This window comes from Methylacidiphilum caldifontis (assembly GCF_017310505.1).
Classification (GTDB): Bacteria; Verrucomicrobiota; Verrucomicrobiia; order Methylacidiphilales; family Methylacidiphilaceae; genus Methylacidiphilum; species Methylacidiphilum caldifontis.
Genome location: NZ_CP065957.1, coordinates 1,846,312 through 1,869,036, shown reverse-complemented (window position 1 = coordinate 1,869,036; position 22,725 = coordinate 1,846,312). Strand labels below are relative to the sequence as shown.

The window sequence follows — 22,725 nt, the reverse complement described above, 5'->3', positions numbered from 1 at the left end:
CATCCTATAAAAGTAAGAAAAACAGGGATCTGGTTAATACTACCGATGATTAGGACAGAAAAAATTTTCTTAGGATAGGAATGCAAAAAGAAGATCTTAAAGAGCACTTTTTCTCACAAATTCCAAAAAACCCACCGATTGCTCAAGCATTTTCTTTTGGATATCTTCTCTTTTAATACCACATCTGCCATCAAGAAGTTCATCGACTTTGGGTAAATACAAAGGAAAAGGATAAATCGCTGCTCTTCTATAAAAGAGAATAGATTCAAGATGCATGGACGCCCTCAAAGCTCCAAATGCTCCATGAGCCACACCCACCAGACAAACCGGTTTTCTTGCAAGAGCTTCTGGATAAGGAAGAATATCGATATAATGCTTTAAGGAACCGGGTATACTGCCATTGTATTCAGGATAGACGACAACTAGACCTTTGCAATCCACTGTTCGTCTTACCATAGGTAGAATTGAAAGGGGAAGTTTCTTAAAAACCGTTCCTGACCATGCTTCTTTTGGCAAGGCTCCCAAATCAATCACCTCTATTTTCTGATCAAGCTTGGCGTACAGCCGTACAAGCTGAGCTGCGACAAGCCTACTTTTACTGCCGACTCTATTTGTTCCTACTAATATGCCGATCATAAACTAAAGAAAAATCTCTTTAATACACATTCACAAGACTGTACAGTAAAAACTCCTTTTGACATAGCCTTATCTAAAGGCGATCATTTGTCGAAATCTACCTTTATATGAGTTTTTACAATAAAATTAATCTGATCAACCCTATTCAGTCCACTCGATAGATATTATGCACATTGGAGTTCCTAAAGAAATAAAACAAGGTGAATATAGAGTGTCCCTTAGCCCTTCAGGAGCAAGACGCCTTGTTGAGTTGGGACACTCTGTATACATAGAAAAAAATGCCGGAGAAGGCAGCGGCTATACGAATGAAGATTATTGTAGAGCTGGTGCACAGATCGTACCTACAGAAGAGGCATGGAATAATGAACTGGTCATCAAAGTTAAAGAGCCCCTACAGGAGGAATATCATTATTTTAGGAAGAATATGATGCTTTTTGCTTTCTTGCATCTGGCAGCAAACCGACAACTGACCGAGATTCTCCTTCAAAAAGAGGTCACTTCTTTTGCCTATGAAACTCTTCAGCTTCCCGATGGAAGTTTACCTCTTCTGATTCCGATGAGCGAAATTGCCGGCAGGGTTGCAATCCAACATGGAGCTCGGATCCTCGAAAAGAATCACGGAGGAGCAGGAATTCTTCTAGGAGGGGTACCTGGAGTAGAACCCGCGCGAGTAGCTATTGTAGGAGGAGGAACGGTTGGGAGCAATGCAATGAAAATGGCTTTGGGACTAGGAGCTGATGTTACCGTATTTGATAGTGATCTGAAAAGGCTACGATTTCTGGATGATCTTTTTGGTGCTAGAATTAAAACGATTATGGCCACTCCTTACGCCGTTGAAGAAAGGATACAATCCTTTGACCTCTTAATAGGAGCTGTACTTAACCCTGGAGCTAAATCACCCAAAGTGATTACACGGCAGATGATCAAAAAAATGAAACCCGGCAGTGCCGTCATGGATATATCCATTGATCAAGGTGGTTGTATTGAGACGGTCGATAAACCGACTACCCATGATAATCCTACTTTTGTCAAAGACGGAGTCATCCATTATGCAGTAGCGAATATTCCTGCAACTGTTCCCAAAACAGCAACAGCTGCCTTAACAAATGCTACTTTCTACTGGATCGAGCTTCTTGCAAATAATGGACTTGCAGCTGCTCAATATAACCCTTCAATCAAAACCGCTATTAATACTATAAAGGGAGAACTTAGCTGCAGGGCTGTTGCTGAAACCTTCAACATGCCATGGAGCCCTATTGAAAAGTTCTTGTGAGAGTTTTCTCAGCGCATATAATTCCACTCAATGCTTTTATATTTTCTTTCTTCTAGCTCTATCGCCCGAGTCCATACAGATGGATCAATATCTTCCTTATGAAAATCAACTTTAAATGTTTCTTCAAAACCTTCAACAATGGCCACTGCTATATCTTCAAAAGAGATTTCTTCGGGAATAACGATACTGCCTTGATGCAGAAGTCCTTGCCGATTTCTCCTTTGTGCTGCTCCAGCAATTTTTTTGCTTCCCCACATCAAATCATATTTGACTGGTTTCAAAAAACAAAAGCTCCCATCATATTTTTTTTCATCTTCATAAAATTCTGTTTTGAAACCTAACCGACGCATTCCACTATCTAGAGCCTTATGAATGGAATAATACGATTCTTGGGCAGATAAGTGAACCAGATGATGATCTTTGGGGATTACCAAAGCATAGATACAATCTTTACCATGATAAACGGCACCCCCACCCGTATAGCGACGCACAAAAGGTTCGTCCTGGATAATCTCTTTCCATTTTTGGAAATAACCGATAGAGAGCATCGGTTCTGCAAACCTATAGATCCTCAATAAAGGTCGTGGAACAAAACCAAGATAGGCCTCGTCAAGAGCCATGTTGAATTCTCCATCAAATGGATCATTAATGACTAAACTCCAAGTGTGAGGCTCCGGAAACATTTCTCAGTCCAGTTAATCTTTGCTGTGAATAATCTTTTCTAAAAGTCCCATCTCTTTTTTAGGAGAATTAAATTTCTTTTCCAAAAAATCGATTGAAATATGCCATGCGGCTTCAGCATTAGTGGGATCGTAATTTGAACTTGAAGGATCGGCAAATCCTTCCTGGGTATCAAAACTATAAAAAGCGAGCGGCTTTTTTTCTTCTTCAAGCATATTGACAAAACGAATTATTTTTTCTTTAGAAATGGTTTTATCCTTTTCAGCATAAAAATAACAAAGAGGAACCCGCAGCTTTGCCAGTTTCTTTTTTTCGGTGTCCACTTCTCCATAATAAATAATTGCCGCCTCTATTCCCTTTATGGTTAAGGCTGCCTCAAAGGTATATTCTCCCCCTAGATCCCATCCCACTATCCCTACCTTATCCGTATGAAACCTTGGGCTTTCGTGAAGAAATCGTACAGCCGCCGATATCACTCCTAGGGCTGAATCTTCCCTAACAAATCGGCTAAGATCGGCCGCATAGGAGCTATCTTTAGGAACTATTCCATTGAAAAGGTCCACAGCCAGAGCCACGTAACCTTCCTTGGAAAACCGATCGGCAAGAAATTTAATGCCTTGACTCATTCCCCATTTTCCTGGAACAAGAACAACTCCACCCTTTGGTTCCTGGTCAGGAATTGAGAGATAACCCACATCGTCTGAGCCAAAATCTGTTAATTTTACCAATGCGCCTCGTAAAATGGGTTCAGCCGGCTGAGGAGAAGGATTTTCTTTTTCTACACCAGCAGGTTTAACAAGTATTGATGAACTGCTTTCAGATTGCACTAAACCGCTAAAGCCAAATAGACTTTGAGCCAATAATGATACAACCAAAAGGAAACTGAATAATGTTATTTTACTCTTTTTGCACATTTCAGATTGATGAACAATTTTAATGAGAAAAAGGCATACAATCGAAAAGAGTTAGTTAAAAGATCAAATAAAAATAAGAAAAAACTCTTGAATGTTTACTCCTTCCCGTTCAGGGGAATATCCCCCGCATCTCTTTTGCCTCAGCTACCTTTTTAATACCTAATGAAAGAGCTGCAATTCTTGTAGATACCTTTTTTTGATGAGAAAATTTCATTACAGAATTTAATGCCCCAGATAAAATACGACATAGAGCATTGAAAACTTCGGCTTCTGACCAAAAATAACTTTGCATATCTTGTACCCATTCAAAGTAACTCACAATAACTCCACCTGAATTGCATAAAATATCAGGAATAATGAATATATCATCCCTCTGTTCTAGAATACTGTCAGCTTCAGGTGTTGTAGGACCATTTGCCCCTTCAGCAAGGATCCGACACCGCAATTTTTCAGCAATACCCTCAGTAATCACTCTTTCTTTAGCTGCGGGAATCAAAACATCGCAATGTTGGCAAAGCAACTCAACCCCATCCATTTCATCTGCTCCAGAAAAACCAGCTAATTTCCCTGTTTTTTCTTTATAGGCAACCAGGCGCAAGTAATCAATTCCCTTAGGATTATAAAGAGCCCCTGTTAGATCTGAAACCCCCACAAGTATAGCTCCTTCTTTGACAAGTTGATATGCACATACACTTCCTACATTGCCAAAACCTTGCACAATAATTCGCAGCGGACCGGATATTTTTAAAAACTCGATCGCTTTTTTGACAAGAAAAGCGACTCCCCTACCCGTTGCTTCTCTCCTTCCCAAAGATCCCCCAATAGTCACTGGTTTTCCCGTAACCACCACAGGCACAGGATAGCCAACCTGCATGGAATAGGTATCCATCATCCAAGCCATGATCTGCTCGTTTGTCCCTATGTCTGGTGCAGGAATATCTTTTTGCGGCCCAATAAAAGGGATCAACTCTTGCGTATATCTTCGGGTCAATCCTTCAAGTTCCTTTTTACTCATTTCCATAGGGTTGCAACATACACCCCCTTTAGCTCCTCCAAAAGGCAATCCGACTAAAGCGCATTTCCAGCTCATCCACATAGCCAAAGCCGATATCTCTCCCAAAGTTACATCCGGATCAAATCTGATCCCCCCTTTAGTCGGTCCTAAAGCGAGATGATGTTGAACCCGATAGCCTGAAAACATCTTTATTTTTCCATCATCCATTTTCACAGGAAAAGTCACGGAAAGCGATCTTTGAGGCCATTTAATGATCTTTTGAGTTTTTTCAGGAAGATCCAAAAATTGGGCTACTCGATCAAATTGTTTACAAGCCATCGAAAAAGTAGGATCAGAAAGAAGAAAATCCATGGTTTTATCGGGTAAAAGATTAAAAAACTCGTTCTTTAAGAGACAGAAAATTTTTTAAAAGCCTTTTTCCTTCCTTGGTCAATATAGATTCAGGATGAAACTGTACCCCAAAAACGGGATTCTGCGTATGAGCAAGCCCCATTACTTCATTTTCCTCTGTCCAAGCAGTAATTTTAAGACAAGAAGGAATGCTATCCCTTTCAACAATCAGTGAATGATACCGAGTTGCCTCAAAAGGATTAGGCAAACCAACAAACAGATCTTCTCCATTATGATAAATGGGAGAAGTTTTCCCATGCATTAACCTTCTTGCCCTAACCACTTTTGCTCCATAAATCTGACCTATACATTGATGTCCAAGACAAACGCCTAGAATGGGAACAAAAGGGCCTAACCGATGGATCAGTTCACAAGAAATACCCGCATCATCCGGCCCTTTGGGACCAGGAGATATGACAATAAAATCAGGGGAAAGTTTAACAACCTCATCGACGCTGATCTGATCGTTCCTAAAAACTGTGGGTTCTATACCCAGCTCCCCAAAATATTGAACAAGGTTATAGGTGAAAGAATCATAGTTATCGATGACAAGAAGCATAAAAGAATAAGGCTTCCAAAAGATTATCTTATAAGAAAGATTCTACCATAGCAAGAGCTTTCAAACCCGCTTTTGCTTTATTCGATGATTCAAGATATTCTCCCAGAGGAGTACTATCCGCTACCAATCCCCCTCCGGCTTGAAGATAAGCAATCCCTTCTTTGATAAGAATAGTTCTAATCGCTATGCAACTATCCAAATAGCCCGAAAAACTCAAACAACCCACAACTCCCGCATAGGGACCTCTACAAGTGGGCTCAAGTTGAGCGATAATCTGCATCGCCCTTACTTTAGGTGCACCCGTTACGGTTCCTGCAGGAAAAGTAGCCTCAAGGACATCGAATGGAGTTATCCCCTCACGTACAATCCCTTCAACAGAAGAAACCAAATGGATAACATGACTGTATTTTTCTATGACCATCAATTCCTTTACCGTGACTGTGTTAAAAGAACATACCCTTCCAATGTCATTTCTAGCCAGGTCTACAAGCATAATATGCTCGGCTTTTTCCTTAGGATCATTCTTTAACTCCTCAATAATCTTTTCCTCTTCCTCCGGAGAGGATTGATCCCTAGGCCTTGTTCCTGCAATAGGCCTGACATAAACTCTGCCCTTATCATACCTCACATGCACCTCTGGGGAAGAACCTACCAAAGAAAAATCTCCTAATTTCAAACAGAACATATAAGGAGAAGGATTGATTAATCTCAGGGCTCTATAAACATCGATAGGATTTTTTTCACAACGGACTTGCCATCTTTGAGAAGGAACAACCTGGAAAATATCACCCGCCCTAATATATTCCTGCATTTTTTCAGTCATCACTATGTATTCTTCCTTGGTCATATTGACTTGCGGACTGATATCTACGCTTTTGTGCTGATTTAAAAAAAGGGGATGATAAAAAGGTTGAGAAAGAGCTCGTTGAAGATCATCTAATTTGCGTTTAGCTTCTTTGTAGGCTTCAAAAGGGTTATCTTCAATAATGGCATTAGCCACCAAGAACATTTTTCTTTCTTGATGATCAAAAATAATTAATGTATCAGCCAAAAGAAAACAGAGATCTGGAACGTTGAGATCATCTCTACTCGCTCTGGGGACAGAAGGCTCAAAAAAATGGACCATTTCGTATCCCAGATATCCAACACATCCCCCAGAAAAATCAGGAAGTTGTGCTAAAGGCATCGTACGATAATTCTCCATCTTTTTCTTTAATTCATCCAGCGGATGGGAATCCGTCCAATACTCCTCTTTTTTCCCATTACGATATTTTAGGGTGATCTTTCGACCATAGGCGCTAATTAAGAAATAAGGATCCGCACCTAGATAGGAATATCTTCCAAACTTTCCTCGATCCGCTGATTCCAAAAGAAATGAATAAGGTGAAGAAAGAGAAATCTTTAGATAGGCTGATACAGGAGTATCCAGATCAGCAATGATCTCCCTGACCACAGGTATGACGTTAGCCTGGGATGAAAAGAAAAGAAAATCCTTCAGGTTGGGAAAATCCATATAAAGGATACTTTCCTAGAAAAGAAAAAGAAAACAACACTAAAAATACAACTTTCAGTGCCTTGAATAAAGCGTAAGATTTAAAAACTATGCCGACACTAGGAATTAATCTTAAACCGGATGGGGACGTCAACATCCACATCTATAGGCATACCTAACATGGTCGGGGGTTTGAACCTCCAATATTTTCTGACCGTAGTTTCAGCAGCCTGATCTAATTCAGGATAACCTGAGGATTTCCCAATCGTGACCGATGTGGGGTATCCATTCGAAGAAACATGAACTCGTAAAATTACCAATCCTTGATGTCCAGCTGCTTTAGCTGCCGCAGGGTAAACTGGGGCTGGGTTTCTTAAATATCCTGGCATGGTCATCTTTCCAGCAGCAGGTCGAGGTGTAGTAGAAGGCAACCCTTTGGGTTTTATAGCCTTGGGTTTTGGTGGTGGCTGGACTATAGGTTTTGGGGCTTCCTGAGGAAGAGCCATTTCCTCATGAACAGGCGGAGGAGGAACCGGTTCAGGAGGGACAGGAACCTCAGGAGTATTGATAAGGTCAACATCGACACTACTCTCTCCCACACTAATCCCATATTCAACTTTTTGAATAAAGAAGTACCCTACAACAAAAAGAAGAGTAGCATGAATCAGAATTGAAATGAAATATCCAATATAATCGTTACGTTCCATTGGCTAACCCGCTTTTTTGAGTTTGTGGTTGTTGAGGCTTGGTTGTCTGAATAGCAATTTTGTTTATTCCAATTTTGCGAGCCTCATCGATAATTTTTACAACTAATTCGAAACAGGCGTTAGGTTCACCTGTTACAAAAATCTTGGGATCGGCGTTAGATGATTTTATTTGGTTTAGTTTTGCAGTTAGAGCTTCAGAAAGAACTTTTTCTTTATCAAAAAGATAATTTCCATCCTCCAGTACCTTTACGGTGATCTGATCGGGAGGAGTTTGACTTACAGCAGTGGTACTTTTAGGCAATTTTATTTGGATAGACTCGTTTTTTAACATCGTCAAAGAGACGATCATAAAGGTTGCCAAAAGAAAAAACATGACGTCGATAAACGGAATGATCTCTAACCGAGGTCGATGTTTTTCTGTCTGGATACGCATTCTCATAAATCAAAACTCCCCCAATTGATTGCTCTTTAATGAGTCATTTCTACATCCATCCTGTTGCTGCTTTTCTTCGGTGCCTTTTTCAATATCAACTCAAGCCTCGTACAATAACCTTCTAACTCCCTTCTGACTTTTTCTGCTCGGGCATTGAAAAAATTCAAAGGAATTATGGCTAAGATCGCTATGGCTAAACCAAAACTTACCGCGATTAATGATTCGGCTACCCCTCCCGTGATTGCGGCTTGTTTTCCAGCAATCTCTCCTGTACCCACGATACTAAAGGCATGCATCATTCCGGTTACTGTTCCTAATAAGCCTAGAAGAGGTCCAAGGGTCACCGCCGTATCTAAAACAACCAAGCCGCGAGAATATTTTTCTATCTGGGCACTGGCTGCCTCTATCATGGCATCCACAGGCATACTATTTCGATGTCTAAGACCTTCAACAATCACTTGAGCTACATTATACTTTGATTTTTCTCCAACAGCTATCGCTTCCTCATACATCCCCTTTTCAGCCAACTCCAAAATTTTTTGAACCAGCTTGGGGTTACGTATACTCTGTTCAGAAATTAAAAAAATAGCTTTTTCTAACAAAGCAGCCAGTGTGACCAAACCAAGGATTAAAATAGGCCACATCACTGGTCCACCCTTGAAAAAAAACTCAATCATATAAAAACCTCTTTCCTATTCTGTTAAAATCATCGAAAAATCCCATCCCTTCTCAACTAAAGAATGTAGACTTTGTTTTGATAATCGTGTTATGCAGTTTAAAGAAAAATACCATAAAATCATTTAACTTTTTGTGAATTTATTATGACAACTTTATGGAGATATTGTGACAATTTTGAATTTAAGAAGTGCTTGTATTCTAACTAATTATAGAAGATCAATGTTTTTTTTAAAAAATATAATCAAAAAGTAGATTTATCGCATTTTTGATGATCAAGGATGATAGCTCTTTATTCCTATGTTCTTTTCTCAAGAATGACCAATCTCCTTTTTTTATTTGGCAAAGAAAATCAAATAAATATTATAGATTAGACCCTTAACAACAACTGATTCTAAAATTGCTATCCCCGTTTCTCTTTTGCACCGATTTTGATGGTACTCTTCTTTCTGTCGATAAGGAAAGAAAGATTGCAGATGAATTTTACGATCTGTTGCTCAAGAAAAAAATCAAGAACAATTTCATATGGGTCATTAATACGGGAAGAAGCTGGGAGAGTCTTCTTGGAGAATTGCAAAGGCTTCGAATCCCCTTTTGTCCAGATTGGGTTGTACTGTATGAAAAAGAAGTGTACAAGGTTAATGACTTCGATATTTATCCTCTAGAGGAATGGAACTCTTCTTGTAGGACACTGCAGGCTGTTTTATTTGATTCAATGGGATTTTTTTTCGATGAGCTTAGCTGTTATTTAAACAAATATACAGGAGCCAAAATCCATGGTTCATCCTGCTCACCCGTAGAGATCGAAGCTTCAAGCTCAGAAGAAGCTGATCAGATTGCTTTTTATATTGATCAGAAACTTCGAAACTATCCTTCCCTTACCTACCACCGGAATTTTGTATATTTCCGGTTTGCCCACAAAAATTTCCACAAAGGTTCTGCTCTCAAACAGATTCAGTCCCTTTTAGACATTAACCCTCAAAACTCCATGGTATGCGGCGATCACTTTAATGATCTTCCCATGCTCGACCTAGAGATTGCTTCTTACCTTGCTTGCCCAGCAAATGCCATAGAAGAAGTAAAAGAAAAAGTGGCCATTCAAGGAGGCTACATAGCAAACAAAGAGGCTTCTCTTGGGATTATTGAAGCCCTTTTAAACCTTGAAGAACAATTCTCTGCTTTTTCTCGGTTCTCCATTTAATCTAGCCAATCTCCCTTTCCCTTAACTTTCTGCAAAATGTTCTTTTTTTCTAAAACCGCAAAATAGACCTTTAAAGTTTCATTCAATGCTTTTTGCCAATCATTTTTTTTTGCAGTTTCAAGCGCATTATAGCTGAGTTGCCTTCTGAACCCAGGCTGTGCAAGCTGATTGTATGCGGCTGCCAAAGCCTTTGGGTCATCTGGATTTTCTATTTTTAGCGCATTCTCTCCTTCTTTCGCAACATCCCATGCTCCCACATCAGCTGACAAGATCACTGGTAAAGCCGAGGCCATCGCTTCCAGAACAACCATGCCAAAGCTTTCAAATTGAGAAAGAAGGATAAGAAAATCTGCAGCCTTATAAAATTGTTCAATCCCTTCAGAAATTAAACCAATGAATCCAACCTGATTTTCTATGCCTTTTGACTTTAAAAATAACCTTATCTCGTCAGGATTTCCCCTCCCCAAGACAAGAAGATTAACCGTCATTCCCCATCTTTTTGCCTCAGCAATCCCATGACAAATTTGAAGTAATCCTTTGAGCCTCCAATTATTACCCACAAAAATCCCGATAAGATCACTATCATTCCATCCAAATTGATCTAATATTTTTTTTCTGCATTTCTCTTTATCATCCATACCCATAAATCTCTCTGGGGCTACACCAGGATTTAGAACCTTAACTTTAGAGATAAGATCTGGATAATACCGTTCAAAAGCTTTTTGAGCACGTGTTGAATTGGGCAAAATCCAAGAAAGATTTCGAGAATAAAGGGTTTTTTTTTCAAGAAAACACATCAACCGATTATAGAGAGATAAAGTTCTTTTTTTTTGTATTTCCTTTACCCAAAACAGATGAGGCACACCAAAGGTAATAACGTCACTATTCATGACGAGATCATGGCTATGCACAAGATCAAAATTGGCTTTCTGAATCAGGTTGTAAGCGTTCCAGCAAAAAGAAAGTCGAGTCGTATACCGATTTAATCTCACAAGGGGAACTTTATGACAAACAATTTGAGGGCCGACTTCTTTCCACCGGGATGCTAAAAGATGAACCCTTATCCAAGGAATATGACTAATCCTTTCGGTTATCTCCCAAACAAACTTTTCAGCTCCCCCTTCAAACCCGTATTCCATAGAGACTACCGCCAGCTGCAAGGGTTCCATATTCTTGTCCAAGGGCTATAGTTTTAGACCCGTAGCAATAACAGTCCGTCCAAGCATCAGATCAAGAGAATTGATGAGTTTAACGTAAGGAAGATTCTCTTTTTGAATGGTTTGGTACTTTGACTTCTCCTTAAAAAAAGAGAGAGCAGCCAAAAATTTGATCGGCAGATAAAACAAACTGAGGGCCAAAATCGAAGATCGTTGATACTTATCGGTAGAAATTTCTATGTGAGAAAATCCCACTTCGTGTAATCCATGAACCATATAGAAAAAATGGATGGGGCTTATATGCCCATCGGTGTCTTCTCTCTGAACCCGGTCAAAAGGAAGGGGACCAAAGAGATTCCAAAACCCAAAAGAAAAAAAACGGAGCCTAGACTTGATGTTCAGTAGATTTGGAGTGGATAAAATAACCAACCCTTGGGGTTTTAATACCCTATAGATTTCCCGAAAAAGACCCCGGTAATTTTCAAGGTGCTCAATGACTTCTGTACAGGTGACAATATCAAAAGAATTATCGGCATAAGGTAAAGATCCTGTATTAAGATCAACTACCTCTACTTTCTGATCGCTAATCTCCATCAGTTTGTCCGTATAATCACAGGCAAAAGTCAACAGATTCCATTTTTCCCTTACTTGCCGAATAAGCTCTCCTTTGCCACTGCCAATATCTAAAAGCCTTGTTTGAGCTGTCAAAGGTTCCTTTTTTTTAATTTTCTCGATGACAGCATGGTAAATGGCATATGTACTCATGTTCAATCCTCGGTGGCCTTTCTCGAAACGATAATCAAACTGCTTCCACCAAAAATAACGGGAAAAGACTCGTTGTCATCCATGCAATATTTTTTTCTTCTGGAAAGTGGTTGAAACTTGCCATATAGCCAGACAAGAAGGGCGATGGGCCAAAGAAAAAAAATCTGTCTCCACTTGATCTTGTCCTTTTCCAGAAAAAGAGGTTCCAGTCCATTCCATTGGAGAATTTGTTTCATTTCGACCCAAGTCATCAGATTCTGATGATCAAAACCGGTTCCATTTTTTTTAAACTCCTCTGGAGGAATAAACCGATAAAAACAACCTCGGAAAAGAAAATTAAGTCTCTCTTCAAGGTTACAAATATTTGGAGTAGAAAGAATGAAATAGCCTCCCTTACGCAGGACCCTGGCAATTTCCCTGATAAACTGAAAGGGATTTTCAAGATGCTCAATGCCTTCCAGAGAAACAACCAACTCAAAAAAATCGTCTTCAAAAGGAATAGATTGATTTAAATCGGCTCTCTTGCGAACAATAGCAGGATCGATTGTTGCAGATTGATTCAAATCGATGTCCGCTCCATAAACTTTATATCCATTGCGATGCAGAAAAACACTCAATGAGCCTGGCCCCATAGGAACATCGAGAACCTTTGAACCTAGGGGTAAGTTTAATTTTTCTATGAGCAATGTGACTACTCGATGAATTTCCTCCCTTGCCCTTGGCTTAGGAATAGCTTGGTTAGCTATCAACTCTTGTTCCCTCTTTTTGCAATTCTTTTCTTCTGCATTTTTCACGCAAAGCTTTAAAAACAACTTGAAGCTTTTATTTCAAGCTTTTAATCTTTAGATAAAGCAGATAAAGAGCTTTCCTTAAAGCCCTTTTCGTTAACAAAATCAAGTCTGTATTTGGGTAAACTTTGAGGATAGTTTTGCCTAAGGTAATCGATTATTTTTTCTCGGACAAAACAGCGAAGATCCCAAAGTTTTGATGAGTTTTCCGCACTCACAAGACACCGAAGCTCCATTGCCTTATCCGTCGCATGGGTAACCTGAATCACGGCTACTTTCTTATCCCAAAGAGGACAATCGGAAAGAATTTGCTTAAGATGGGCTCGTAAAAAATCAACAGGAATAGAATAATCGACATAAATATGCACTGTTCCCAAAAGCTCAGAAGAATGCCTTGTCCAATTTTCAAAAAGATTAGAAGTAAAATAGCTAATAGGTAAAACCAACCGGCGGTGATCCCATATATGCACCACAACATAGGTCAAAGTGATCTCTTCAATGGTTCCCCAATATCCCTGGACAACCACAACATCGCCAAGCCTAATAGGCTGAGTGATCGCCAGTTGAATCCCAGCAAATATATTTGAAAATATATGCTGGGCAGCAAAACCCACAATGATGCCCAAAACCCCAGCTGAAGCAAGCATACTGGCCCCGATATGTTTTACTTCAGGAAACAACATTAATATCGAAGAGACGGCAAAAAGAATGATAAAAAAATAGAGTATTCTTTCGATAACTTTAACCTGAGTATATACCTTTCTTCGGGTAAAATCGTTTTCCGCTTTCCGCCATCTATAGATGATAAATTCTCCAGAAACCGACACCAATTCGAAAAAGACATAAGACAAAAGAACGATAAGCAAAATTTCAAGAATTTTATTAAGCACTCTACGTATTTCAGAATGAAAAGGATAAATTTCTATCGCTCCGGCAACACCAATGACAGGAATAACCACATAGATTACTCGAGCAAGTCGACCAATGATGATGTTCCAAAACTGCTGATCGTTCCCAAACTTGTTTTTGACAAATGCTAAATTAGCCTTAGAAAGGCGGAATAAAAAAACAAAAAAAGCAACATACCAGACAATGGATAACCCCCAGAAAAGCTCTATAAAAGAAAGGGTTAGAGAAAACTTTTCTTCTACAAATAGAGTTAAAAATATGGCTCCTATAATAGAAAGGGAAAAGAGAAAAGCTATCCAAAAGGGCACCCAAAAGCTGCTAAAGAGCACTTTTAAAAGGTTTAGGGGCTTGCTTACATCTTCTATTTTCAGTTTTTTTTCTATCCAACGACTAAAAGGCCTACTTAAAAAATACAAAAGAGCAAAAGCCAAGAGTATAAGACCAAACCGAGCAACTGGATATAAAAGGGAGTAATTAAAACCAAGCATCAGATCCTCCTCTTTAAAATTTTAAAGGAGCAATTACAATGACCCACAGATTTTGGAATAACCCTTTTATTATATCTTTTCTAATAATGATCGACAATAGATGTTTATTTACCACCAGTACAATCCTGGACCCCATCCCCATGCATGGAGATTTCCTTCAGGCTGATCAAACCAATTCGAAGAATTTTTCCCATAAGACATTTTTTCTTTCCATGGCATAATTCTTTTAACCCGGATGAGGGGTAACAAAATCCCTCCTTCAGGAAGTAGTCCTGGAGCTTTTCCCATCACATTTCCAATCATTGTCAGAGGTGTCCCAATTGTAAATAAATCGGGATCAATCTGCTGTGATACTTCGGCTATAAATTTTCCACCTGACGGATAATCGATCTGAGGCCTTCCATTATCATCTAAGGGAAGTTCAATAACTTCCATAAGGGTTTTTTGTCCTTTTTTATTCAAAGCCGCAACCGTTCCTCCAAGCCAAACCTCCTGGCCTTTGTATTTCTGCGGCTTTGCCAGGAGTTCTAAAAAAGTGGGCTGCTTTTTTACACTCTCCATTCTAACGTTCGTAAAAGGAGCACAACTTGTCAGTTCAAAAAGAACAAAAATATTAAATAATAGAATCAAACTAATTTGACCATTAAACATTTTCTTTTACATAATTTTAATTAATAAATTATTTTTTTTTAAACTAAAAATCCGCTTTCCCGACAAAAGTTATGTGGTTGGTCAAATTAGCCTTAAAAAAAACTTATACTATCGGCGTATTGGTCATTCTGATTTTTTTCCTCGGTTTCTTTAGCATTAAAACGACCCCTACCGATATATTTCCTGAAATTGATATTCCCGTTGTTGTAGTGACTTGGCAATATCTGGGACTAGTTCCAACTGATATGACCAATTACATAACCACATTTAGCGATTATCAGATTGCAAATTTTGTCGATGGTGTAAAACGGATAGACTCAAATGTTTATTTCGGTTTTTCAGTCAGTAAAGTTTATTTTCAACCTTACGTAGATATTTCCATGGCAGTTGCAGAAATCACAGCCGTTCTTCAACCTATCATAAAAAGAATGCCTCCTGGGACAACCCCACCTCTTATATTTAAGTTTAATGCCTCATCTGTTCCTGTTTTACAAATTGCTGTTTCCAGTTTTTCTCTTTCTGAACCTGCTCTTTATGATTATACCATCTGGCAACTGCGCCGCGATCTATTGTCGGTTAAAGGGACAATGTTTCCTCCCCCATGGGGGGGAATAGTTAGGTGGATGACCGTAGATTTGGATCCCAATCAACTCCTTGCTAGGGGAGTTTCAGCCCAAGATGCATTGAATGCACTTGATGGGCAAGTGCTCAATTATCCTTCAGGGGATATAAAAATTGGGGATCGGGATTATTTTGTAACCTTGAACAATGTGCCAAAGAACCTTTTTGAAATTAATGATTTTCCGATAAAAAGGGTATATGATCCTAGCTTCGCTTATGTGCGAAAAAATATCAACGATCGGGTAATTTATTTTCGGGATGTTGGCACAGTGCACGATGGAGGGGTTCCTCAAGTCAATGTTGTCAGATTAAATGGAGTTCGTGGTATTCTCATGACCACACTCAAAACAATGGGAGCTTCGACCATTCAAATTGTTGATCAAATTAAAGCGCTCCTGCCCGAAATACGTAAAGCAAACCCAGACAAAAAAATTCAAGAACTCTTCGATCAATCCGTATTTGTTCGTGCAGCCATAAAAGGGGTAGTCTCTGAGGCTGGCACAGCTGCCTTTCTTACAGGACTAATGATCCTTTTGTTTCTAAGAAGCCCAAGAAGCACTTTTATCGTTCTCACTTCAATTCCCCTTTGCATATTAACCGCTTTATTTCTGCTTAAACTCTTGGGCCACACCTTGAATTTGATGACGCTTGGGGGTCTTGCTCTAGCAGTAGGCATACTTGTTGATGATGCAACAGTAGCTATCGAAAATATTCATAGAAATAAGGAGTTAGGGAAACCCAATTTGCAATCAATAATGGATGGCTCTCAACAGATAGCTCTTCCAGCACTCGTTGCCACACTATCGATTTCTATAGTCTTTACTTCTGTCATATTTCTAGAAGGTCCACCGAAATACCTTTTTATACCCATGGCTCTTGCCGTTGTTCTTGCTCTGCTTTTTTCTTATGTATTATCACGGTCTCTTGTCCCCACAATGGTTCTTTTATTGGAATCTCAAGAACATAAAGAAAGCTGGATCGATAAGCTTTTCTCCTTTTTTTATCCCTTCCAGAGTTCCTTTTATCGAAACTTTGAAAGATTTCGTCATTCCTATGTTAACACCTTGAGGGTTGTTTTAAACAACAGAAAGAAATTTTATAGTGGGGTGCTTTTGTTCATCTTAGGAAGCCTATTAATCCTTCCCTTTATTGGAAGGGATTTCTTCCCAACAGTCGATGCGGGAATCATGCGCTTGCATGTGTACACTCCTACGGGAACCCGTCTTGAAAAAACGGAGGAGTACTTTTCCCGAATCGAAGCGACCATAAAAAAAATAATCCCCCCTACTGAACTCGAAACCATTGTGGATAACATGGGCTTACCCATCTATTTTATGGCCACTCTTGCCATGTCCGATTCCATGAACCAAGCCTCTTTCGATGGGGAAATCATGATCAATTTAAAGGAAAAACACCGCCCTACTGAATTCTACATGAAAAAAATCAGAACAACTTTAAGAAAAGAATTTCCTGATTGTACTTTCTTTTTTCAACCCGCAGACATGGTTAATCAAGTTCTTAACTTCGGTACTCCTGCACCTATCGACATTCAAGTGATTGGTACTGACGATAAGATTGCCTGGCAATTTGCTACGGAATCTCTTTCCAAAATCAAGGGGATCCCTGGAATTGTAGACGCTCATATCCATCAACGGATAGATTATCCCACCCTTCATCTTGAAGTGGATAAAGTCAAAGCTGTTGAGATGGGTCTTTTTCAAATTCATATCGCTAATAATGTGTTAAATCAACTTTCAACAAGTTATATGGTCAAGCCTACTTACTGGCCAGATCCCAAAACGACAATTAATTATCCATTGCTTGCTTTCAGCCCACAAATTAAGATTAACTCTGTCAACGATTTATTGAATTTTCCTTTAACCTCCATCACTACCCCTTTTTTGGTGGGAACTTCTCCTCCAGTCGAATCAACGCAAACCCTTCTTGGCAACGTCTTAAATTCCGAGCTCTTAGCTAATGTCGCCAAGTTGACTCATACAAAAGAACCAGCTATGGTCAGCCATTCAACTATGAAACCTGTTTTCGATATCCTTTGTAATATCCAGGATACAGATTTAGGGTCAGTCGCTTCCGCTATAGAAAAAAAACTCGAGCCCATTAGGAAAAAACTTCCTCCTCTCTATCGAATCAACTTAACTGGACAACTGACAAGCATGAACAGCGCTTTTCAGCAGCTAGGATTTGGAATTATTTTTGCCATAATACTCGTTTATCTTTTGATGGTGGTTAATTTCCAGTCATGGAGAGAACCTTTCATTATTCTTACTGGGCTGCCTATTGGAGGATGCGGTGTCTTATGGATGTTGCTTTTAAGTCATACCACTTTTAATGTTCCTTCACTCATGGGTATGCTCATGTCTGTAGGAGTTATTACATCAAATAGTATACTTCTCATCACTTTTGCTAATCAGAGAGTCAAAGAAGGTCTAAATCCTCTTGAGGCTTCGATAGAGTCTGGACTCATCCGATTTAGACCCATTATCATGACGGCTTCGGCTATGATTATAGGCATGCTTCCTATGTCATTAGGTTTAACTGAAGGAGGTGAACAATACGCACCTTTGGGTCGAGCTGTCATTGGTGGATTACTCTTAGGGACAGTTGGGACTTTATTTTTCGTCCCCGCAATGTTTACCACTATTCGACAGAGAAAATTATAAAAATGTGAATCGATGACTAAAAGAATTAAAAAAGACATAGAGAAAAAAGAAGAAAAGGAGGATAATCCTCGTTTTGTAAAAAAAAAAGGAATTCTCTTTTTCTTCCAATCTGTGATTCACTTTTTTAAAGGGAAAAGCATTGGTGCCTTAAAGTCTTTAAAAGAAAAAAAACCATTGTTTATTTTAGGGACACTATTTTTTTTACTTCTCATTTTGTCTTTATTTCAAAGAATCTTAAACTGGTTTGAGCTTCAAGCCACCCTGAAGGAATCCCAAAATGTTTATGTCAAGGTAATCCATCCAGAAAAAACAAAAGAGTTTACTTCTTTAGCCTTGCCTGGGACAACTCAAGGCTTCTATGAAACCCCAATCTGGGCTAGGGTAAACGGTTATATTAAAAAATGGTACGTGGATATTGGTGACAAGGTCAAAGCGGGACAACTTCTTTGTGAAATTGATGCACCAGAAGTAGATAAGGAAGTTGAACATGCTCGAGCTAAAGTAGAGATCGCAAGGATAAGTTATGAAAGATGGAAAAACCTTGCCTCTACCCGAGCTGTTTCAGCTCAGGAATATGACGTTCAAAGAACGGGTTATGAAGCAGCTGTAGCTGAGTTGGATAAACTGTTGCAGTGGCAAAGTTTCGAAAAGGTCACCGCACCCTTCGATGGGGTCATTACAGCAAGAAACATTGATATTGGAACCCTTGTTGCTGGACAAAATGAAGCGGTTCAAGGAGCCCACAAACAACTCTATCGCATTGCTCAGATTGACATTTTAAGGATTTACATCGCTGTCCCTCAGACCTATTCTTTTTCGATCAATGAAGGCATGGCGGCTGAAGTCATTGTACCCGAGCAACCTGGAAAAATCTACTCGGGTAAAGTAGTGCGGACATCTTATGGGCTTGAATCGGCTTCAAGGACTCTACTGACGGAGGTCGACGTGGAAAATTCCGATATGAAACTCCTGCCTGGACTCTATGTTATCGTATCGATCAAAGTTCCAAGCATTGCTCCATGGACAATACCCGTCAATACATTGTTTTTTAAAGAAGCTAAACCCTATGTTTCGACGGTAGATCAAAATAATATTTGCCATCTTAAAGAAGTCGAAGTGGGAAATAACGATGGTTATAAAGTGGAAATATTAAAAGGGGTTACTCCACAGGATAGGGTAGTTCTCAATCCACCTGATGAAGCAAAAGTCGAAGGTTCTAAAGTGATCGTTGTAGGCTCACAGTAAAATAAGCTTTCTTCTTTTCACAATCCCTTTATAATCACTTTCGATACATAAAAGGTTTTTTTAGTTTAAGCTATAATTTTTTCCCTGGAATGCACAAGACACTGACCCAACTTTACTTAGAACACGAAGGAAAGATAGCTCATAAGTGGATTTCATATCTCAAATTTTATGATTCCGTTTTTCTTAAGTTTAAGAATATGCCTATTAATTTACTCGAAATAGGCGTTCAAAATGGAGGATCTCTTGAGATTTGGTCTCAATATTTTAAAAAAGCGGCAAAAATCGTGGGTTGTGATATTAATTCTCGTTGCAAAGAGTTGATTTTTTCAGATCCCAGAATCCGTGTAATCATTGGTGATGCAAGCCAAGAAGATACAAAAAAACAGATTATTTCAGAATCATCCACCTTTAACCTCATTATCGACGATGGTTCCCACAAGTCGTCTGATGTCATTAAAAACTTTGCCCTCTATTTCCCTTATCTCGAAAATAATGGAATTTATATTGTAGAAGATCTCCATTGTAGTTATTGGAAAGAGTTCGAAGGAGGTCTTTACTACCCTTATACCACAGTCGGATTTCTCAAAAAACTTGTGGATATTATTCATCATCCCTATTGGGGTGTAGCTATGAAAAGGGATGATTTGATAAGGGGGTTCGAAAAAGTTTATGGCATTCGGATTGAAAATGAATCCCTTTGTCAAATTTATAAAATAGAATTTGTCAATTCCATTTGTATGATAACTAAATCAGCCGAAGAAGAAACTTCTATTGGCAAACCGATTGTTGCCGGAAAAGTAGCTCAAGTTATCCCTGGGGTAAAAGATTCGGAGGGTGCTGTATCCTTTCCGGATCAAAAAGGAAATTTTTGGTCTAATGAAACGAATCCCGATTTCGTAGAGGAAAAACTCCTTCAACAATTGGCTGAAAAAGAAGAAGAAATCGAAAAGATAAAAAATTCCTTCAGTTGGAAAATAACCAAACCCATTCGGTTTTTCCAAAAACTTCTAAAAAACACTACGAAATATCAATAGGTATTGTAATGGATAATATCAAATTTTGACCTAATATGAAAAACAGTGATGAGTTGGGTGGAACTTTGAACAGGTCCTCCGTAACCCATCCCAAAACCAGGATACATCATTGGTCCCCAAAACGGATCTCCAAATCCAAAAGGATATCCCAACATCCCATATCCATAACCCATACCCAGAGAGTCATAATAGGTCTCAGTTCTTTTCTCCCTTAATACTTTCGAGTAGAGTCGAACGACTCCATTGGCATGCTTATCTCGGGCTTTATCGACAGCTTTCTTTATGGCCTCTTTTTTTTCTTTATCAACCTTAGCCCAGTTCTCTGTAGTCCGTTCATCCATAAGAACCCCATCGATCCAATAACGCATGGCAGGACTACCTTTCAGCCATACATCAACCCTTTTTATCCTCACTACCTTACCTCCATTCCCGACCCTCATCTTTGGATGCTTATATGCAATATATTCAGTTGAGGCATGGGTTAAAGAAAGAGAAAACAAAATCAAGAAAGCACACAATAATATTTTTCTTTTCCACAAACAACTCTTCATACATAACCCTTTTTTGATCAAATAAAAATGAAGTATTCTAGCTGCTATAACCTTGAGATAAAGAAAAAGTTCCTCGAAAGAAAATAAAACCTGTAAGAAACTCTTTTCTCCCCCTCATTATTGGAATCGCTACTAAAGTAGAATATTTTTCACTATGGTAAATGAAACTTTTTTTCTAGAAGAAAATTTTTCGCTTGTTAAGGCCTACTATTCCTCAATGTCTACATTTTGGCATCCGGTTTGTCCTTCTTCATTTTTATTAGACAAACCTCTTGGAATTCAGCTATTGGGCAGGCGTCTTGTACTCGCACGTCTTAATGGGAAAGTAAGCTGCTTTGATGATCTCTGTCGTCATCTAGGTGCTGCTCTTTCCGGAGGTAAAATTGAAAAAAAGAGTTTCTTGAGATGTCCTTACCATGGTTGGCTTTATAACGAGGAGGGACGCTGTATAGAGATCCCTTCTCGACGCTCCCTTCCAATTCCTTTAGACGCTCGCATCCGTTCTTATTTAACCCAGGAATCCATGGGTATGATTTGGGTAAGCCTTGTATCTAACCCCAAGTATCCTATTCCTCGTTTCGAAGAGTTTGAAAATAACGATTTCCATCAACTTGACGAAGGAAAATGGAAAGAAAGCCATTGGCGAGCAAGTCCTCAGAGAATTGTTTTAGGTCAGCTCGATGATACCCATTTCGCATGGGTCCATCCTTCGACTATAGGTCATCCTGACATTGTTGAAGCCCCCTCTCATCGAGTCACTAAGGAAAATGGATTTATCCTCTCTACTTTTACCATCTGCCAAAGAACAACGGCTCCTTCATCCGGATTTAGTAGGGCAGAAACTGCAAAAAAGGAAGATACCAATACGGTTCATTATACAATAGCTGCTGGAATCAATTGGATTCATTTACGAAAAACCAATGACAAGGGAGAAGCATGGGTTCTTCTTCAACTTATTTCTCCATTAAGCTATCATGAAAGCAGGGTATTTTGGAGAATTGCACGAAATTTTGATAAGCTGTCCGAGCGTGATCCTATTTATGAAAAAATCCAGATTCAGATCATGGAGGAAGATAGACGCGTTATAGAAAGCCAAAGACCATGGTTACTCCCTCCAATGTCTTCAAGCTTGTCAATGTATTTGCGTCCCAGTGATCTTCCTTTAATTGAGTATCATAAATGGATGGAAGAAGAAAAGATACCCCCTTTATAGGAAAACTCTGAAATAGGAACTTCTTAAAACAAAGAAAATATTCGAACCATTACCGACCGCTAGAAACTAAAATGGGTTGTCCTTGGGGAAAAGGAATCGGATTATTCTTGGGTTGGGGCAAAGTTTTTCGGTTGGGTTTTTGTTCTTCCCAAAAAGGTTCTGTAGATTTTTTAAGATTTTTCAATAACTCTTGCTGGATTTTAAATAGCTCTCTTTGTTTTTCCAAAAAAAGAGATTCAAGCTGAGATAGTCTTTCCCAAAGATCATTTTCCCATTCCTCCAAAGAAACTATCTCTTGATTAACCCTTTCTAATATCTTTAGAGCTTCAGGATCGGTTGGGCTCAAAACTTTTCCATTATTCACAATGACTATTTTTCTTTCCGTACAACCACAATGAGTATCTTTGCCTAGAAGGGTCATAGGCAATAAAAACATCGTAAAAGCAAGACTAAAACCAAGTATCGATTTCATATCCCTCCCCTTCTTTTCTTACTTGATTTAAAAAATATTAGAGATTTTAAACTTTGCAAACCTAAGCTATCGAACTCCAGTAATCGACTTTTTATGGAATATCCATTTTAGTGTCACGAGGGTAACTTTCACTACTAGAGAAAGTTATCACATATTTCCTTGATTTCTCGTGGA

The 22,725-nt window shown here is 39.0% G+C and carries 22 protein-coding genes; 6 read left to right on the top strand and 16 right to left on the bottom strand.

Annotated elements, in window-relative coordinates; translation table 11 throughout:
* Nucleotides 1–96: 96 nt before the first annotated feature.
* The gene (locus tag IT6_RS08695) at nucleotides 97–636 is read right to left on the bottom strand and encodes an NADPH-dependent FMN reductase (RefSeq protein WP_134439259.1); all 540 of its coding nucleotides are present in this window, start codon (nucleotides 634–636) and stop codon (nucleotides 97–99) included.
* A 166-nt stretch (nucleotides 637–802) separates the two neighbouring features.
* Between IT6_RS08695 and ald the strand changes: the two genes are divergently transcribed.
* Entirely contained in the window at nucleotides 803–1,909 is a 1,107-nt protein-coding gene (gene ald, locus IT6_RS08690; RefSeq protein WP_206826096.1) for an alanine dehydrogenase, read from the top strand.
* Nucleotides 1,910–1,917: 8 nt separating this feature from the next.
* On the opposite strand, the gene IT6_RS08685 is transcribed toward ald, so the two are convergent.
* The 8 genes from IT6_RS08685 to IT6_RS08650 form a co-directional block, all read right to left on the bottom strand.
* Entirely contained in the window at nucleotides 1,918–2,592 is a 675-nt protein-coding gene (locus IT6_RS08685) for a lipoate--protein ligase family protein (protein ID WP_206826095.1), read from the bottom strand.
* A gap of 12 nt (nucleotides 2,593–2,604) precedes the next feature.
* Nucleotides 2,605–3,417 (bottom strand): dienelactone hydrolase family protein, encoded by an 813-nt coding sequence (locus tag IT6_RS08680; protein ID WP_242524190.1) that lies wholly within the window; start codon nucleotides 3,415–3,417, stop codon nucleotides 2,605–2,607.
* Nucleotides 3,418–3,613: 196 nt separating this feature from the next.
* Complete coding sequence (locus IT6_RS08675) at nucleotides 3,614–4,870, bottom strand: Glu/Leu/Phe/Val family dehydrogenase (protein WP_242524189.1); 1,257 nt, start codon at nucleotides 4,868–4,870, stop codon at nucleotides 3,614–3,616.
* A gap of 19 nt (nucleotides 4,871–4,889) precedes the next feature.
* Complete coding sequence (locus IT6_RS08670) at nucleotides 4,890–5,468, bottom strand: anthranilate synthase component II (protein WP_134439255.1); 579 nt, start codon at nucleotides 5,466–5,468, stop codon at nucleotides 4,890–4,892.
* Between the two features lie 28 nt (nucleotides 5,469–5,496).
* Nucleotides 5,497–6,981, bottom strand: a complete 1,485-nt coding sequence (gene trpE, locus IT6_RS08665) for an anthranilate synthase component I (RefSeq protein ID WP_134439254.1) — start codon at nucleotides 6,979–6,981, stop codon at nucleotides 5,497–5,499.
* Between the two features lie 98 nt (nucleotides 6,982–7,079).
* On the bottom strand, nucleotides 7,080–7,667 hold the full coding sequence (locus IT6_RS08660; protein WP_134439253.1) for an energy transducer TonB: 588 nt from the start codon (nucleotides 7,665–7,667) through the stop codon (nucleotides 7,080–7,082).
* On the bottom strand, nucleotides 7,657–8,100 hold the full coding sequence (locus IT6_RS08655) for an ExbD/TolR family protein (protein WP_242524188.1): 444 nt from the start codon (nucleotides 8,098–8,100) through the stop codon (nucleotides 7,657–7,659). The genes IT6_RS08660 and IT6_RS08655 overlap by 11 nt, the downstream gene beginning before the upstream one ends.
* A gap of 35 nt (nucleotides 8,101–8,135) precedes the next feature.
* On the bottom strand, nucleotides 8,136–8,777 hold the full coding sequence (locus IT6_RS08650; RefSeq protein WP_206826094.1) for a MotA/TolQ/ExbB proton channel family protein: 642 nt from the start codon (nucleotides 8,775–8,777) through the stop codon (nucleotides 8,136–8,138).
* A 398-nt stretch (nucleotides 8,778–9,175) separates the two neighbouring features.
* Between IT6_RS08650 and IT6_RS08645 the strand changes: the two genes are divergently transcribed.
* Nucleotides 9,176–9,976, top strand: coding sequence for an HAD family hydrolase (locus tag IT6_RS08645; RefSeq protein ID WP_134439250.1), 801 nt, complete (start codon nucleotides 9,176–9,178; stop codon nucleotides 9,974–9,976).
* Here the strand turns inward: IT6_RS08645 and IT6_RS08640 are convergent.
* The 5 genes from IT6_RS08640 to IT6_RS08620 form a co-directional block, all read right to left on the bottom strand.
* Nucleotides 9,973–11,145, bottom strand: coding sequence for a glycosyltransferase family 4 protein (locus tag IT6_RS08640; protein WP_206826093.1), 1,173 nt, complete (start codon nucleotides 11,143–11,145; stop codon nucleotides 9,973–9,975). The genes IT6_RS08645 and IT6_RS08640 overlap by 4 nt on opposite strands.
* Before the next feature lie 15 nt (nucleotides 11,146–11,160).
* Nucleotides 11,161–11,898: a class I SAM-dependent methyltransferase gene (locus IT6_RS08635; RefSeq protein WP_134439248.1), complete on the bottom strand. Its 738-nt coding sequence runs from the start codon at nucleotides 11,896–11,898 to the stop codon at nucleotides 11,161–11,163.
* A 2-nt stretch (nucleotides 11,899–11,900) separates the two neighbouring features.
* Nucleotides 11,901–12,692 (bottom strand): class I SAM-dependent methyltransferase, encoded by a 792-nt coding sequence (locus IT6_RS08630; protein WP_242524187.1) that lies wholly within the window; start codon nucleotides 12,690–12,692, stop codon nucleotides 11,901–11,903.
* A 41-nt stretch (nucleotides 12,693–12,733) separates the two neighbouring features.
* On the bottom strand, nucleotides 12,734–14,083 hold the full coding sequence (locus tag IT6_RS08625) for a mechanosensitive ion channel family protein (RefSeq protein ID WP_206826092.1): 1,350 nt from the start codon (nucleotides 14,081–14,083) through the stop codon (nucleotides 12,734–12,736).
* A gap of 108 nt (nucleotides 14,084–14,191) precedes the next feature.
* Nucleotides 14,192–14,734, bottom strand: coding sequence for a Slp family lipoprotein (locus IT6_RS08620; protein ID WP_206826090.1), 543 nt, complete (start codon nucleotides 14,732–14,734; stop codon nucleotides 14,192–14,194).
* A gap of 71 nt (nucleotides 14,735–14,805) precedes the next feature.
* Between IT6_RS08620 and IT6_RS08615 the strand changes: the two genes are divergently transcribed.
* The 3 genes from IT6_RS08615 to IT6_RS08605 all read left to right on the top strand — a co-directional run bounded on the left by IT6_RS08615 (nucleotide 14,806) and on the right by IT6_RS08605 (nucleotide 20,315).
* Nucleotides 14,806–18,036 carry an efflux RND transporter permease subunit gene (locus tag IT6_RS08615; protein ID WP_206826089.1) on the top strand — a complete coding sequence of 1,077 codons (3,231 nt, stop codon included), beginning with the start codon at nucleotides 14,806–14,808 and terminating at the stop codon, nucleotides 18,034–18,036.
* A 12-nt stretch (nucleotides 18,037–18,048) separates the two neighbouring features.
* Entirely contained in the window at nucleotides 18,049–19,281 is a 1,233-nt protein-coding gene (locus IT6_RS08610; RefSeq protein WP_206826087.1) for an efflux RND transporter periplasmic adaptor subunit, read from the top strand.
* A gap of 197 nt (nucleotides 19,282–19,478) precedes the next feature.
* A complete protein-coding gene (locus IT6_RS08605; RefSeq protein ID WP_242524186.1) occupies nucleotides 19,479–20,315 on the top strand; it encodes a class I SAM-dependent methyltransferase in 837 nt (278 codons plus the stop codon).
* Here IT6_RS08605 and IT6_RS08600 read toward each other — a convergent pair.
* Nucleotides 20,309–20,866 carry a hypothetical protein gene (locus IT6_RS08600; RefSeq protein WP_206826084.1) on the bottom strand — a complete coding sequence of 186 codons (558 nt, stop codon included), beginning with the start codon at nucleotides 20,864–20,866 and terminating at the stop codon, nucleotides 20,309–20,311. The two genes, IT6_RS08605 and IT6_RS08600, sit on opposite strands and share 7 nt — an antisense overlap.
* Before the next feature lie 217 nt (nucleotides 20,867–21,083).
* Between IT6_RS08600 and IT6_RS08595 the strand changes: the two genes are divergently transcribed.
* Nucleotides 21,084–22,079: an aromatic ring-hydroxylating oxygenase subunit alpha gene (locus IT6_RS08595; RefSeq protein ID WP_242524185.1), complete on the top strand. Its 996-nt coding sequence runs from the start codon at nucleotides 21,084–21,086 to the stop codon at nucleotides 22,077–22,079.
* A 49-nt stretch (nucleotides 22,080–22,128) separates the two neighbouring features.
* On the opposite strand, the gene IT6_RS08590 is transcribed toward IT6_RS08595, so the two are convergent.
* Nucleotides 22,129–22,551 carry a hypothetical protein gene (locus IT6_RS08590; RefSeq protein ID WP_134439240.1) on the bottom strand — a complete coding sequence of 141 codons (423 nt, stop codon included), beginning with the start codon at nucleotides 22,549–22,551 and terminating at the stop codon, nucleotides 22,129–22,131.
* Nucleotides 22,552–22,725 lie beyond the last annotated feature (174 nt).